Source organism: Vibrio sp. 1751 (assembly GCF_033339895.1).
GTDB lineage: Bacteria > Pseudomonadota > Gammaproteobacteria > Enterobacterales > Vibrionaceae > Vibrio > Vibrio alginolyticus.
Genome location: NZ_JAWOVM010000023.1, coordinates 22,945 through 36,488, shown reverse-complemented (window position 1 = coordinate 36,488; position 13,544 = coordinate 22,945). Strand labels below are relative to the sequence as shown.

Here is a 13,544-nt window from a genome sequence, read left to right as displayed (position 1 = left end):
ATGACAAAAGCAACGATTCTTTCCGTCACCAACCCTTCAGAGCGTGGCGACAAAAAACAGCTAGGTAATTTGCCGGGCGCAGCTCTACCTCTAGCCATTGCAGAGCTAGCCAAACAGCATTCGAGTCACTCGCTACTCGTTGTGCCTGACCCGCAAATCGCTTTAAAGCTTCAGGCAGAGATTGAGCAATTCACCGACCAAACGGTAAGCCTGTTCCCCGACTGGGAAACGCTGCCTTACGATAACTTTTCTCCGCATCAAGAAATCATCTCTGAACGTATCGCACGCCTATACCAACTGCCAAGTCAACGTGATGGCATAACCATCGTCCCGGTCAGTACAGTATTGCAACGCCAATCGCCACGTGATTTTCTGTTGCAACACACTTTAATGGTGAAAACTGGTGATCGGCTCTCGCTAGAGAAGTTACGTGTACAACTTGAAAATTCAGGCTACCGCCATGTAGATCAAGTATTTGGACCAGGTGAATATGCAAGTCGTGGGTCTATTCTGGATCTCTTTCCTATGGGCAGCAATGACCCGTACCGCATCGACTTCTTTGATGATGAAATAGATACCATTCGCACGTTTGATCCAGAGAACCAACGCTCTATCGACGATATTCAGCAAATCCAATTGCTGCCTGCACATGAGTTCCCAACCACTAAAGAAGCGATTGAAGATTTCCGTACACGTTGGCGCACCCAGTTCGACGCACGCCGCGAGCCTGAATCAATCTACATGCAAGTGACCAAAGGCACGTGGCCCGCTGGTATTGAGTATTGGCAGCCGCTGTTTTTTGACCATACCGAGACTTTATTTGAATATTTGCCAGAAGACTCTCAAGTCATCACATATGGTGATATCGAATCTGCGGTCGATACTTTCTTAACCGATGTCGAATATCGATACGACCAGAAAAAAGTTGATCCGCTGCGTCCTCTTTTGACTCCTGAACAGCTTTGGTTGAAAAAAGACGAACTTTTCAGTCAACTAAAACAGCTCCCTATCGCTCAATTGAGCCTAGATAAAGTGGTTAAGCGTGCCGGTCGTCAAAACCTACCAGTACAATCGTTAGCCGAGCTTGGCGTTCAACAACAAAATAAAGAGCCGCTCTCGCGCCTTCGTCAGTTTAGTGAGCAATTCAGCGGCAAAATCGTTTTCTCGGTAGAGTCAGAAGGTCGTCGTGAAGCACTAACGGAGCTGTTGCAAGGCATCAAAGTTCGGCCAGTCGTACATGGCTCACTTTACCAAGCTCTAGACTCGGGTGATCGATTCAGCTTGGTCTTAGGCGCAGCAGAGCATGGTTTCATTCACGAAGATCTGAACTTCGCTCTGATCTGTGAAAGTGATCTACTCGGTGACCGTGTTATCCAGCGACGCCGCAAAGATAAAAAAGCCGTCAACAGTGACACCGTTATTCGCCACCTTGCCGAACTAAAACCCGGCCAACCTGTGGTTCATATTGATCACGGTATTGGCCGCTACATCGGTTTACAAACACTTGAAGCCGGTGGTATGAAAACGGAATACGTCACCCTTGAGTATCAAAACGATGCCAAGCTCTACGTGCCAGTTTCATCACTGAATCTTATCAGCCGTTATTCTGGCGGCGCTGAAGAGAGTGCGCCACTGCATAAATTAGGTGGTGAAGCGTGGGCAAAAGCACGTCGTAAAGCGGCAGAAAAAGTGCGTGACGTCGCGGCAGAATTGCTGGATGTGTATGCAAAACGAGAATTAAAACCGGGCTTCAAATTTGAGCTAGATCGTGGGCAATACGCAACATTTAAAGCAACATTCCCGTTTGAAGAAACAGATGACCAAGCGATGGCCATCAATGCCGTATTGTCAGACATGTGCCAGGCAAAAGCAATGGATCGCTTAGTATGTGGTGACGTGGGCTTTGGTAAAACGGAAGTCGCTATGCGCGCAGCATTTGTCGCAACGGATAACAGTAAACAGGTCGCCGTACTCGTACCAACAACCTTGCTTGCTCAGCAGCATTTCGAAAACTTCCGTGACCGTTTTGCCAACTTACCAATCCGAGTTGAAGTACTGTCTCGTTTTAAATCTGCCAAAGAACAAAAAGTCATTCTGCAAGACGTTGCCGATGGTAAAGTAGACATTGTCGTTGGTACGCATAAGCTGCTTTCGAGCGACATTAAATTCAAAGATTTAGGTTTGTTGATCGTTGATGAGGAACACCGCTTCGGGGTTCGTCAAAAAGAAAAAGTCAAAGCAATGCGTGCGGATGTGGACATTCTTACCCTCACCGCAACACCAATTCCACGCACACTGAATATGGCAATGAGTGGCATGCGAGACCTGTCGATCATCGCGACACCTCCTGCACGCCGTTTAGCCATTAAAACCTTTGTTCGACAAAAAGAAGAGCCAGTGGTCCGTGAAGCGGTACTGCGTGAAATTATGCGTGGTGGTCAGGTTTACTTCCTGCACAATCAGGTTGAAACCATTGAAAAAACGGCAGAAGACTTACAGAAACTCATCCCAGAGGCACGCATTACCGTGGCTCATGGTCAAATGCGCGAGCGCGAACTTGAGCGAATCATGAATGACTTCTACCATCAGCGCTTTAATGTGTTGGTGTGTACAACCATCATCGAAACCGGTATCGACGTACCAACGGCGAATACCATAATCATGGATCGTGCGGACAATCTTGGCTTGGCGCAGTTGCATCAATTGCGTGGCCGTGTTGGACGTTCGCACCATCAAGCCTATGCTTACTTATTAACGCCACATCCAAAAGCCATGACCAAAGATGCCATCAAGCGTCTTGATGCGATTGCTTCACTGGAAGACTTAGGTGCTGGCTTTACGTTAGCAACCCACGATTTAGAAATCCGTGGTGCTGGTGAGCTGCTTGGTGATGAGCAAAGTGGGCAAATTCAATCCGTTGGTTTTACACTTTATATGGAAATGCTGGAACAAGCAGTGCAAGCATTAAAAGAAGGCAAGGAGCCATCTTTGGATGAGCTGCTTCGTGAGCAAACTGAAGTGGAAATGCGAATCCCAGCGCTCTTACCAGATGATTACATTCCGGATGTAAACACACGACTGTCGATGTACAAACGCATTGCGAGTGTCACAAGCAGTGATGAACTATCAGAGCTAAAAGTGGAACTGATTGATCGCTTTGGTCTGCTTCCAGACGCAACAAAGAACTTACTTGCCGTCTCAGAATTGAAAATTTCGGCTGGTAGTTTAAAAGCGAAAAAGATAGAAGCCCATGATAAAGGTGGATTTATCGAGTTTTACCCTGATGCTGACATAAATCCAGCGTATTTAGTTAAACTGCTGCAATCACAGCCGCAAAAATTTGCAATGGAAGGTCCAACTAAGTTCAAGTTTAGCGTACCATTGGTGGACCGACGTAAACGCATTCAGTTTGTTCAAGACTTACTGAATGATTTTAAACAGAATTTATTACCAACGAGCTAATAGTCGAATGAGAATACTGATCCCGTTATTGCTTCTATGTGTCTCAATGCCCTCTTGGGCACAGCGCCAATTTGATATTGAAGTGATCATTTTCAAGCGAGCAGTCGACGCTGAAAGCACAACAGAATCTTGGCCGAATCAACTGCCAAAAATCGATATGGAAAATGTCGGTAGCCTAGAGAGTGAATCCTACCGCCGCTCTAAAGGCGTGACACTTTTGCCAAGTTCTTCTTTCCGTCTCAACGCGCAAGAAGCGGCACTAAATAATCATGCCGGCTTTAAAGTGCTTAAACACGTAGCCTGGCGTCAAGGTGACCGAGGTAAATCTAGCGCCCCAATTTTCCGCATCGTTGGCGGGCGAGATTTCTCTGATTCTTATCAAGCAGATGGCCGCCCACTCAATGGCAATCAAACATTTTCCAGCGACGGTTACAGTGAAGAGACGGTCAATGGTCCTTTATATGAACTAGATGGTCGATTCCAAATATACGTACAGCATTACCTCTTCGCCGAAACAACACTAGATCTCCGCGAACCAAGTGTTAGAGAGGTGCGTTTTGAACCAACCTCAACTGAGCAATTGGCGGATGACTTAGGTGAAGTAGATGGTAACGTCCAAGTAGGTAACTTGGCAGAAATATCGCCGACAGTAACCGAAGAGAAATTCCTGAAGAGTTATCGAATGGATCAAAAACGTCGTATGCGTAGCAGCGAGACTCATTACCTAGATAACCCGTTGATGGGTATGATCATTCAAGTTCGTCGGGTTCGATAAGCACGAGCGGTTCGACAAAGCGCAGCAAAGCTGCGCTTTGTTTTTATCTGCTATACCTCAGTTATTCCTAACCAACGCAGAGCAAGGAAAATAGCTGCGTTCAAGTATAAATAGACAGCTTTCAATTTACTTACACTCAACATGGAAGTCGTATTAGTTCATGAGTCCAGACTTTGAAATCATTGCGCCCCGCTTAGCGCTCAAGCTCATCCCTGCTGAAGAAGCACATTCACTACAACGATTACTTGCAGAATCCCCTTCGCTGCACCAATGGCTTGACTGGTGTGATAAAAACGTCACATTGAAAACCGCGCAGGACTTTCTGTTGGCAACCCGTCTTAACTGGGTCAAAACTGAGGCTTTTGGTTTCGGTATCTATGAGCGGCAAAGTAACACTTTGGTTGGAATGGCAGCGGTTAATGAGTTATATCATACGTTTAATATGGCGAGTATTGGTTACTGGGTTGCCGACCGCTATCAACGGCAAGGCTATGCCCAAGAAGCCGTTAAAGCCTTAGCAGAATTCTGCTTCGCAAAGCTAAGTTTAACTCGACTAGAGATTGTTTGTGACCCCGACAACGAAGCTAGCCAAGCCTTAATTGAGTCCGTCGGTGCACAAAAAGAAGCCATCGCCAGAAACCGGTTTATTTTTCATGGTAAGCCTAAAGATGGCGTTGTGTACTCACTTTTACCGACAGATCTAACATAAACAAAAAGCCACCGACTTGCGGTGGCTTCTGCATTTTTTAAGATACAACACATCCACACAGAGTGGATTTAAAACCTTAGTGCAGCTTAAGGTTTGGACGCAGCACGCGATTAATGCGGCCGACGAGCATCATCAGACCGGTTTTGAATACACCGTGCAACGCCATTAGGTGCATGCGATACAATGAGATGTAAACGACACGAGCAATACGGCCTTCTACCATCATCGACCCTTTAGTTAGGTTCCCCATCAGACTACCAACGGTTGAGAAGCGACTTAGAGACACTAATGAACCGTGATCTTTATATACGTAGTCTTTCAACTCGCGCCCGTTGATCTTCGCGACGATGTTACTAAATGCCTGGCTTGCCATTTGGTGTGCAGCTTGAGCGCGTGGCGGCACGAACGAACCGTCAGACTGGGTGCATTGTGCTAAGTCACCAATAACAAAGATGTCATCATCTCGTGTTGTCTGTAGTGTGTTTTTCACTACAAGCTGATTGATACGGTTCGTTTCTAAGCCAGCGATATCTTTAATAAAGTCTGGAGCTTTGATACCCGCAGCCCAAACCATGATTTGAGCTGGGATCTTCTCACCATCTTTTGTAGTAAGGCCATCTTTTTCAGCTTTAGTCACCATAGTGGCGGTGCGCACGTTTACGCCCAACTTCACCAACTCTTGATGAGCAGCAGAAGAAATACGTGGAGGTAACGCTGGTAAAATACGCTCACCTGCTTCAATCAGATTGACGTTCAACTTGCTAGAATCAAGATCACCGAAGCCATAAGTGCGCAGCTCTTTAACAGCATTATGTAACTCAGCTGATAGTTCAACGCCAGTTGCACCAGCACCAACAATCGCAATATCGACCGTACCGTTACCGTTTTTCGCGTGCAGCTTTAGGAACTCGTTGTTCATTTCTGTACGGAAACGGTGTGCTTGCTCAGGGCTGTCTAGGAAAATACAGTTTTCACGAACGCCAGGCGTGTTGAAGTCGTTTGATGTCGAGCCAATCGCCATCACTAGAATGTCGTATTCTAGCTCACGGCTTGGCATAAGAAGTTCACCGTGTTCGTCTTTAAGCTCACTTAAGATGATCACTTTACGTTCACGGTCGATGTCTTGAAGGCTACCCATTTGGAAGTCGAAGCTGTGGTTTTTTGCATGAGCTCGATAGCTCAGTGCATCTACTCCTTCGTCCAAAGAACCTGTAGCAACCTCATGCAATAATGGCTTCCACAAGTGGCTCGCTTTTCGATCGACTAGCGTAATTTGCGCACGGTTTTTGCGACCTAGAGTTCGACCAAGCTTAGTTGCCAACTCAAGACCACCTGCACCGCCGCCTACAACGATAATGCGTGTCACAATGATTTTCCTCTACAAAAATGAATATATGGGGTTCAGCTCGATGCATGACTCACAAATATTTGTGGCATCCATCCAACCGATGAATTCTTGGTTCTTAGAGGTGTCTCAATTACTTGGATTAAAAAACTGCCACTCACCTTGATTCTTTATCTATCAATGACTTGTCAGGGTTTGGCATGTTTATCTGGTACGCATACGACGCCAGAATTTTTTGGGCAAGTTTATTACTCGCTCTCAATTTTTTTTGATATTTATCAAATTATTTTAGTCCGGTTCATTATATAGAGACCAACTTTGAAGGCAACCAAAATCCGTGTAACGAGTACGGATTGACTACTTTTCGACTACTCTACAACAAGGTGTTCGTGCTACATAGGAGGGAAGTAAGAAAACGGTAAGGAGAACACAATATTCAAAGCGTTAAACCAAGAAAATGTGCCTTTCAAAGAGACAGTGGCTCGGCATACTCAAGAGAAGGAATCGCAGCAAAGCAGCCGATAAAAACGCCGCTTTACTGTCTACACTCAACATTAATAAGTATTTTTAAATGCCTTTATCGCTTGTAAATGATGAGAGATTTTTTTGAACTTATGAGACTGAGTTTCATCCCAAATGATCTGATAGTGTTTTTCTAGCTCAGCTGCCGTTTTCGAATTGTCATGCACTTCATCATCTTTAGAGAGAATCACTAAGCAGTGAGCTTGATTTTTCGCTCGGAACTGATCAACACATTTTGTTGCGATATCTTCGTACTCTTCTGGGCGATCGATTCGACCAGCCATCGTTTTTTCTGGGTGCAAGTTCGGGTTGAACATCACTTGCTTGATACCGCATAGAAAACCAATTCGCTCAGACCAGTAACCACCTAAACCAACCCCACAGATTAATGGGTTTGGGTCATCAGATTGATCGATAACTTTAGACACTTCTTTTAACAAGTGTTGCATGTCGTGCTTTGGGTGAAGGGTGCTGTAATTGATAAAACGAACGTCGTCGTCGATAAATTGCAGTTGAAGAACTTTTTCGTGGTTACCCGGGCTTGTACTGTCAAAGCCGTGTAAGTAAATAATCATGTGTACCTCTCCCTGTGTGTATCTGGTACTTTTATTAAAACTACCACTATTTCCTTACTGTTAAAGGGGAAAATATCACGAGTTCTCAAAACAGTGATCTTCCATACACAATGAGCCTTTCAACTCATACGCACTGTTTAAGTATTGTTCAGTTCCCCACAACTTATAGGCAAGTAGATACCAGAGCATCGCCATCACCAAGGTTCTTGGTTGCCAAGCTTTTACACCTCTCAGCCAAAGAGACACATCTTCGATACCTCGAATTTGGCAATACTGCTTTACCGCTTCTTCCACAGGCGCATTCGCGACCTGAATAGTTAAGGTCAAATCTAGCCTAGGGTCAGCAATCCCGGCATACTCCCAATCAATGACTTTCACCCCACTCTCCCCTCGCACTAGGTTGTAACACCCCAGATCGAAGTGACATAGGGCAAGCGGAACAGGTGCAACGTTCGGTTCCGTGCGCCACTTCATGTACAAAGCCTCAAACTCCGTACCCACATACTGACCATCAAGCTCAAGCCAATAATGATCGATGCGAGAAATATATGAAAATGGAACCAAAGGAATTGCGCTTATCGGATATTGATGAATCTTCGCCGCAATGGATAATAAATCGCTTAGTGCTAAGCCTGACTCCGTCAGTGCCTCTCCTTCTATCCATTCCACCAGCAACCCTTGCTCATGAATAAAAACTGGCTTGGGGCCAATTTCCAATGAAGAGACTGCATTCAGCACTTGATATTCACTGTGACGAGAAATTGAAAAAGCCTTGCAGACATGACTGGTCGGTCGCCAGATGTATGCAAGGCCTTGAGAAGATTCCAACCGCCAACAGCGGTTGGTGAGCCCCCCGGTAACAGTTTGTACTTTTACCGGAGGCTCCGTAAAGAAGCCATCGAGAGCGTTAAGACTCGGATCTAACTGTTTTGCTTGTTGCCAAGAAAACCATGCCATTGATGACTTCTCCACCCTGTTCGATTAAAGACCGAATAGGCTCTTAGATTGCGCTTTACGAATTTCAGTTTCATCCGCCCACTCAATCAAACCTGTTTCTAGGTCCATTAGGCGCATGGTCATCTTGTAGTATACATCTTTATCGCTACCTGCATTTTTCACAATGCTAGATAGGTTGCCGTAAAGCATGTATTGAGCACCAACCATTTTACCAAATTGGATAGCTGTGCTTTGGTTAACAAGCTCATCCGTGTTTTGGAAGTTAAGTTGTTCACGCACAGACTCAACACGATCCATATCAACAAAACGGAACTTACCTGAGTTCAACATCTTAGTAGAGATCGTGTCAGTAATGGATTCAGTGTCAATATGTTCACTGGTTTTGTTCTTAATTCGCTCAACAAAAACGATAGGACGTTGGTCACGAGTAATTGCTGCTACAGAGCCCGACATCATCATGCTATCCACCATTTCAGCCGCGATTTTTTGTAAATCTGTTGAGCCAAAATCGATAGTCGTGGTTTCTGTTGCTTGCGCATCGCCGTAAGAGACTTTGTTAGAACAGCCACCTAAAATGACGGCAAGACCTAAAAGAGCAATAATACTTTTTTTCATGAGAGTTCCTTAGTTTTTCAATACCAGCGCATCGTTAGCGCGGCAGCTTCGGCAGAGCCGTTAAGATTAATCGTCTTGTGCTTCTCTAATTTGCACACGGAATTTTGTGCCATTTGGATTCACAGTAACTTCAGATAACGTGACTTGCTCAAATCCTCGCACAATCATTTTTCGCCACGGACCAGGTTTGGTATTCACTTCTAAACCATTGTTGTCATACCAATAAAATCGGTAAAGAATGTGCTGATCACCTTTGTAATTGCTACTCAGCTGCACGACTCCTCGTGGGCGATCATCAACGTAAGTGGTGGTGATGTTGTCAACTAATAAGCGACTACCTAAAACGTTATCATTAAAAAATACTTTTTGCGTTTGGCCATCAATTCGAATACCAGCCGTGTTTTCGGCGCATCCAACTAAACCAATAGCCATTGCTAAACAAACAAGCCATGCTTTCATTACAGTCTCCCTAGCTGTTTATGCCACACGGTTGAGTGTGCTCCCTGACGAGATACCCATACCAATGTAGTCTGCTGTGCAGGCACTTCAAACTGATAGGTTTGATCACCCAAGTTTAAACTTTGTGTTCCCGGTTTCACGATTTTTGAAGCCGTTTTCACTTGCGCTGGCAATGTTTGCCAACTTCTTGTATCTGGCTGTTCGGTCAATGTGTTCCATACATTGAAAAGTATGTTGCCCACATCATCGCCTTTTTTCGCCGCCTCTTTTCGGATTCGATCTTTTGCCCAAACACGAAGAGCTTGACGGATCACTATTGTAGTAAGACGTTCATTAAGATCGTTTTGCGCCATCGCATTAACATCAGTCAGCGTACTGGAAGGCAATACCTGACCATTTAAAACAACATCGCTAAAACGTTGAGCACCTCGGTTCTGATAATAAGGAAGCGCCAACGAATAAATCGCGCCATTATCGCGACTGTCGTAAATCGGTAAATCAATACGCCACCCTTTCATCGCCTCAACAACACCCTGCTCATCAATAACGATGACTCGCCCTTGTGACTGAGTTAATCCAGAAGGTGCTTTGCCATACCGCTTCTCTAGCATGCGCAAGTCTTCACGCATGCCCAGCTTCTTAGCAGCGTATAAGGTGCTTTCCACAACTTGCTTGTTGTCTGGCATTACAGCGAGTGCTCGTCGGTAATCAACATAAGCACTGTTTAAGTCTCGCGACGCTTCATATAACAAGCCAGAAAGATAGAACAGATAACCATTTTGTACCGCGCTTAGTTTTTTACCAGCATCAGGGTAGTTCGCTAACACACTGCCTAAATTGGCAGACATGCCTTGCTTGTTAAGGTCTTTCTCTACTGCTTTTAGCTCTTTTTCACGCGCCTTTCTTGCTGCTTCCTGAACTTGATTAGCTCGACGCACTTCAACTAGTGCCCCTTCTAAATCGTTTTTCTGTAAGTAATTTAGTCCTAGATACAGGTGCAAAAAGCCAAGTTCGTAATCGGCGGGATGATAGTCTTGGAGATTGTCGTTCACTGCGAGAGAGCCGACGCTCGTTGCCGTGTCTGACACAGATATCGTCGCACGATCTTGTTGAACACGTACGGCACGATCGCTGCTTTCTAGCGCATTCAAACTTGTCGGGTAATCTTCAGCAAGAAAAGAGATGCGACCTTTTTCAAAATTGCCAAGTATCTCGCCACCCACTTCACTTGATTGAAGTTGTTTTGCTTTGGCATATTCCCCTGCAACAACGGCTTGATAAACTTCTTGATTCTGGTTGCTGTAATGACTAAACAGATTGCCCGCAGATAAATTCGCGCAGCCAGAGGCCATTAAAGCCCAGCTCATCAGCCCTAACAGCTTTACACCTAGTTTCACATTTATCTCCACAAATGTGTCATTCGACAGGAAAAAGAAGTGGGTGAATCACCACCCACTTTTAAAAGCTTAGCTCAATACCATTGGACCTAGAGGGCGGCCGCCTAGTAGGTGCATGTGAATATGGTAAACCTCTTGGCCACCATGTGGATTACAATTAACGATCAGGCGATAGCCGTCTTCAGCAATACCTTCTTCTTTCGCTAACTTTCTAGCAACCGTGAACAAACGCCCCATCATTGCTTCATCTTCAGCTTCTACATCATTCGTTGTTGGGATCAGTTTATTCGGAATAATGAGAATATGGCTTGGTGTGCGAGGGTTAATGTCGCGAAACGCAGTCACCAAATCATCTTGATAAAGGATATCGGCAGGGATTTCCTTGCGAATAATTTTACTAAAGATCGTTTCTTCCGCCATGAGGACTCCATTTTATAAACGTAATTAGACCCCAATTAGTATGCGCCAACCAAAAGCGGAGCTCAATAAAAACAGTGTTCACTTAACATTATTAATCAAATGCTAATTAACGAAGCTTTTTTTGTCGTGTGCGTCATAAAATGCGCGTCACAAACTGAATACAATCCAATGAATTTTGTTACTTTTTTAAGACAATTATTATTTTTATACCCAAGTAAACTCAAAAATGCTTGGGTAGCTTGTCTATTTTTGGGAGAGGAAGCTCACTTATGCGAGGTTCAGTTATTAAAAGGATGTATGCCGGCTTTGCACTGATCATCATCCTATTTGCCGTCACAATTGCCATTATGATGGGAGGAATGAGTGATATTCACGGAAAATTTGGCACGGTTTCTAAATCATCCCTACCGTTGGTATCGTTATCTAATCAAACCAGTGTTGAGCTGCTTTCTGCCGACAAATCATTTAAAGACTTCCTGACGACAGAGAATAAACAACGTATGGATGAAATGCGTCAGGAATTTGCTAGATCTCAACAGCGCTTCGAATCCACATTGGCTCAACTGAAAACCGCAAGCCAAACCTACCCTACTCTTGCCGAACCGTTTTCAGAGTTAAAAACGTTAGAGCAGAGCTATTTTACAGAAGCTCTAGAGGCCATGGACAACTACGAAGCAATGTTCGCGGCTCAAGAAGAAGTGCAAAAATCCTCACGCCGCTTCCAAAAACTGAATACCGAACTGTCGGTTGGTCTTAAAGAATATGTGGCAGATCAAACCAGCATTTCTGTCAAAGTCATGGCAAAGAGCTACTTTATCAAGTTAAAAGATGCCGAAGTAATTACCTCTGATGCCCTCGCCAGTTCCAACCCTGAGTTTGTTACGCAAGCCGTAGCTAAAAACCGCAAAGCAGTAACGCACTTGAATTACGCATTCCGCGGGTTGGTGACTCAACTTCCTGAGCTAGAAAAAGCATTTGGCGAATCTGTAGAGCAATTTACTCGCGACGTTGGTATGCGTGGCGGTGTGTTAGACCAACATAATAATTACCTCAATGCTCGCGCCGCTTTGTATAACAATATCGCCAACCTAGCAAATAAAGTGGATTCAACCATGGCGATTCTTGAGCAATTCACGACAACCGCAACAGATAAGCTCAATGAATCATTGGCAGACGCAGGTGACATATATTCGGCGGGTGTAACGAAAGCCATCATCATTGGCGTTATTGTCGTTTTACTCGCGACAGCGATTGGCTACCACATCGCACAAAGCGTTCGCGAGCCGTTGACTCGTATTCTAAAAGTGTTAGAAAGCCTGACTGAAGGTGATATGACACAGCGTATCGACATTCGCTATAACAACGAATTCAGCCGTGTGAGTGGACACATTAACTCACTCGCCGACAACCTTCACGAGATCTTGGTGAAACTCAACGAAGCGTCAGAAAACCTATCGTCAACCGCGACAACCAACGAACGCACCTCTTCGCAAGCACAAATTAAATTGAGCTCTCAACGCGAACAAACAGCAAACGTCGCTACCGCGATGACAGAAATGTCTCATTCAGTGCAGGAAGTCGCGCAAAGTGCGCAAGGCTCGCTAGAAATGGTGCAACGCGTCGAATCTGCCTCTGAAGAAGGCAGAAATGTTATGAGCAGTAACATCTCAACCATTAATCAACTAGAAACACGTTTGAACGAATCGGTCTCCGCAGTTTCTGAGCTACAAAAGATGAGTGGTCAAATTGGGTCTATCCTTGATGTGATCCGCAACATTGCGGAGCAAACCAACCTACTGGCATTGAACGCGGCAATTGAAGCGGCTCGCGCTGGTGAACAAGGTCGCGGCTTCGCGGTAGTGGCAGATGAAGTACGAGTACTCGCATCAAGAACGACTCAATCAACCACTGAAATTGAATCCATGATCAGTAATCTGCAATCTAGCTCACAATCGGCAAACCAAGTCATACAAAGCTGTATGAGCGATATGGAGATGTCGGTTGAGCAAGCGTCAAAAGCGAACAGCTCAATGGAAGAGATCCAGGCGCTAATCATTGAGATCAGCCAAATGAGTACGCACATTTCACAAGCAGCAGCAGAGCAAAGTGAAACATCAACAGACATTGCTCGCAGCATCGAAGATATCAACAGCATCGCCGATGAAAGTTTCCAAGCCATGTCGAGTATCGCACAAACCAGTGAATCACTGACCCACTTGGCTCATCAGCAAAATGAATTGGTCCACCGCTTTAAGTTATAAATACTTTATAATTAAGAGCATTAATTAGTGCAATCAACTGTATAAGG

The 13,544-nt window shown here is 44.9% G+C and carries 11 protein-coding genes; 4 read left to right on the top strand and 7 right to left on the bottom strand.

Going from position 1 to position 13,544, the window contains the following annotated elements; all coding sequences use genetic code 11:
• The 3 genes from mfd to R7041_RS10165 all read left to right on the top strand — a co-directional run bounded on the left by mfd (position 1) and on the right by R7041_RS10165 (position 4,946).
• Positions 1-3,462: a transcription-repair coupling factor gene (gene mfd / locus R7041_RS10175; RefSeq protein WP_053303252.1), complete on the top strand. Its 3,462-nt coding sequence runs from the start codon at positions 1-3 to the stop codon at positions 3,460-3,462.
• Between the two features lie 7 nt (positions 3,463-3,469).
• On the top strand, positions 3,470-4,237 hold the full coding sequence (locus R7041_RS10170; protein WP_080773703.1) for a peptidoglycan binding protein CsiV: 768 nt from the start codon (positions 3,470-3,472) through the stop codon (positions 4,235-4,237).
• Positions 4,238-4,397: 160 nt separating this feature from the next.
• Positions 4,398-4,946 carry a GNAT family N-acetyltransferase gene (locus tag R7041_RS10165; RefSeq protein WP_025766936.1) on the top strand — a complete coding sequence of 183 codons (549 nt, stop codon included), beginning with the start codon at positions 4,398-4,400 and terminating at the stop codon, positions 4,944-4,946.
• A 76-nt stretch (positions 4,947-5,022) separates the two neighbouring features.
• Here R7041_RS10165 and R7041_RS10160 read toward each other — a convergent pair whose 3' ends face one another.
• From R7041_RS10160 to hinT, 7 genes are all read right to left on the bottom strand, one after another.
• Positions 5,023-6,312 (bottom strand): NAD(P)/FAD-dependent oxidoreductase, encoded by a 1,290-nt coding sequence (locus R7041_RS10160; protein WP_005378463.1) that lies wholly within the window; start codon positions 6,310-6,312, stop codon positions 5,023-5,025.
• Positions 6,313-6,845: 533 nt separating this feature from the next.
• The gene (gene ycfP, locus R7041_RS10155; protein WP_005378464.1) at positions 6,846-7,388 is read right to left on the bottom strand and encodes an alpha/beta hydrolase YcfP; all 543 of its coding nucleotides are present in this window, start codon (positions 7,386-7,388) and stop codon (positions 6,846-6,848) included.
• Positions 7,389-7,463: 75 nt separating this feature from the next.
• The gene (thiK, locus tag R7041_RS10150) at positions 7,464-8,345 is read right to left on the bottom strand and encodes a thiamine kinase (RefSeq protein ID WP_062730713.1); all 882 of its coding nucleotides are present in this window, start codon (positions 8,343-8,345) and stop codon (positions 7,464-7,466) included.
• 24 nt (positions 8,346-8,369) lie between these two features.
• Positions 8,370-8,960 carry a penicillin-binding protein activator LpoB gene (gene lpoB, locus R7041_RS10145; RefSeq protein WP_005378467.1) on the bottom strand — a complete coding sequence of 197 codons (591 nt, stop codon included), beginning with the start codon at positions 8,958-8,960 and terminating at the stop codon, positions 8,370-8,372.
• 66 nt (positions 8,961-9,026) lie between these two features.
• The gene (locus tag R7041_RS10140) at positions 9,027-9,419 is read right to left on the bottom strand and encodes a YcfL family protein (protein ID WP_005378469.1); all 393 of its coding nucleotides are present in this window, start codon (positions 9,417-9,419) and stop codon (positions 9,027-9,029) included.
• Positions 9,419-10,816: a COG3014 family protein gene (locus R7041_RS10135; RefSeq protein ID WP_085569623.1), complete on the bottom strand. Its 1,398-nt coding sequence runs from the start codon at positions 10,814-10,816 to the stop codon at positions 9,419-9,421. Before R7041_RS10135 ends, R7041_RS10140 begins: the two co-directional genes overlap by 1 nt.
• Before the next feature lie 69 nt (positions 10,817-10,885).
• Positions 10,886-11,236, bottom strand: a complete 351-nt coding sequence (gene hinT / locus R7041_RS10130; protein WP_005378473.1) for a purine nucleoside phosphoramidase — start codon at positions 11,234-11,236, stop codon at positions 10,886-10,888.
• Positions 11,237-11,505: 269 nt separating this feature from the next.
• Between hinT and R7041_RS10125 the strand changes: the two genes are divergently transcribed.
• Positions 11,506-13,497 (top strand): methyl-accepting chemotaxis protein, encoded by a 1,992-nt coding sequence (locus R7041_RS10125; RefSeq protein ID WP_206949128.1) that lies wholly within the window; start codon positions 11,506-11,508, stop codon positions 13,495-13,497.
• Positions 13,498-13,544 lie beyond the last annotated feature (47 nt).

What these genes read in the sequence shown, in the direction of transcription:
- lpoB (WP_005378467.1), bottom strand. Translation starts at nt 8,960, where the DNA reads ATGAAAAAAAGTATTATTGCTCTTTTAGGTCTTGCCGTCATTTTAGGT.
- mfd (WP_053303252.1), top strand. Translation starts at nt 1, where the DNA reads ATGACAAAAGCAACGATTCTTTCCGTCACCAACCCTTCAGAGCGTGGC.
- thiK (WP_062730713.1), bottom strand. Translation starts at nt 8,345, where the DNA reads ATGGCATGGTTTTCTTGGCAACAAGCAAAACAGTTAGATCCGAGTCTT.
- R7041_RS10125 (WP_206949128.1), top strand. Translation starts at nt 11,506, where the DNA reads ATGCGAGGTTCAGTTATTAAAAGGATGTATGCCGGCTTTGCACTGATC.
- R7041_RS10140 (WP_005378469.1), bottom strand. Translation starts at nt 9,419, where the DNA reads ATGAAAGCATGGCTTGTTTGTTTAGCAATGGCTATTGGTTTAGTTGGA.
- ycfP (WP_005378464.1), bottom strand. Translation starts at nt 7,388, where the DNA reads ATGATTATTTACTTACACGGCTTTGACAGTACAAGCCCGGGTAACCAC.
- R7041_RS10170 (WP_080773703.1), top strand. Translation starts at nt 3,470, where the DNA reads ATGAGAATACTGATCCCGTTATTGCTTCTATGTGTCTCAATGCCCTCT.
- R7041_RS10165 (WP_025766936.1), top strand. Translation starts at nt 4,398, where the DNA reads ATGAGTCCAGACTTTGAAATCATTGCGCCCCGCTTAGCGCTCAAGCTC.
- hinT (WP_005378473.1), bottom strand. Translation starts at nt 11,236, where the DNA reads ATGGCGGAAGAAACGATCTTTAGTAAAATTATTCGCAAGGAAATCCCT.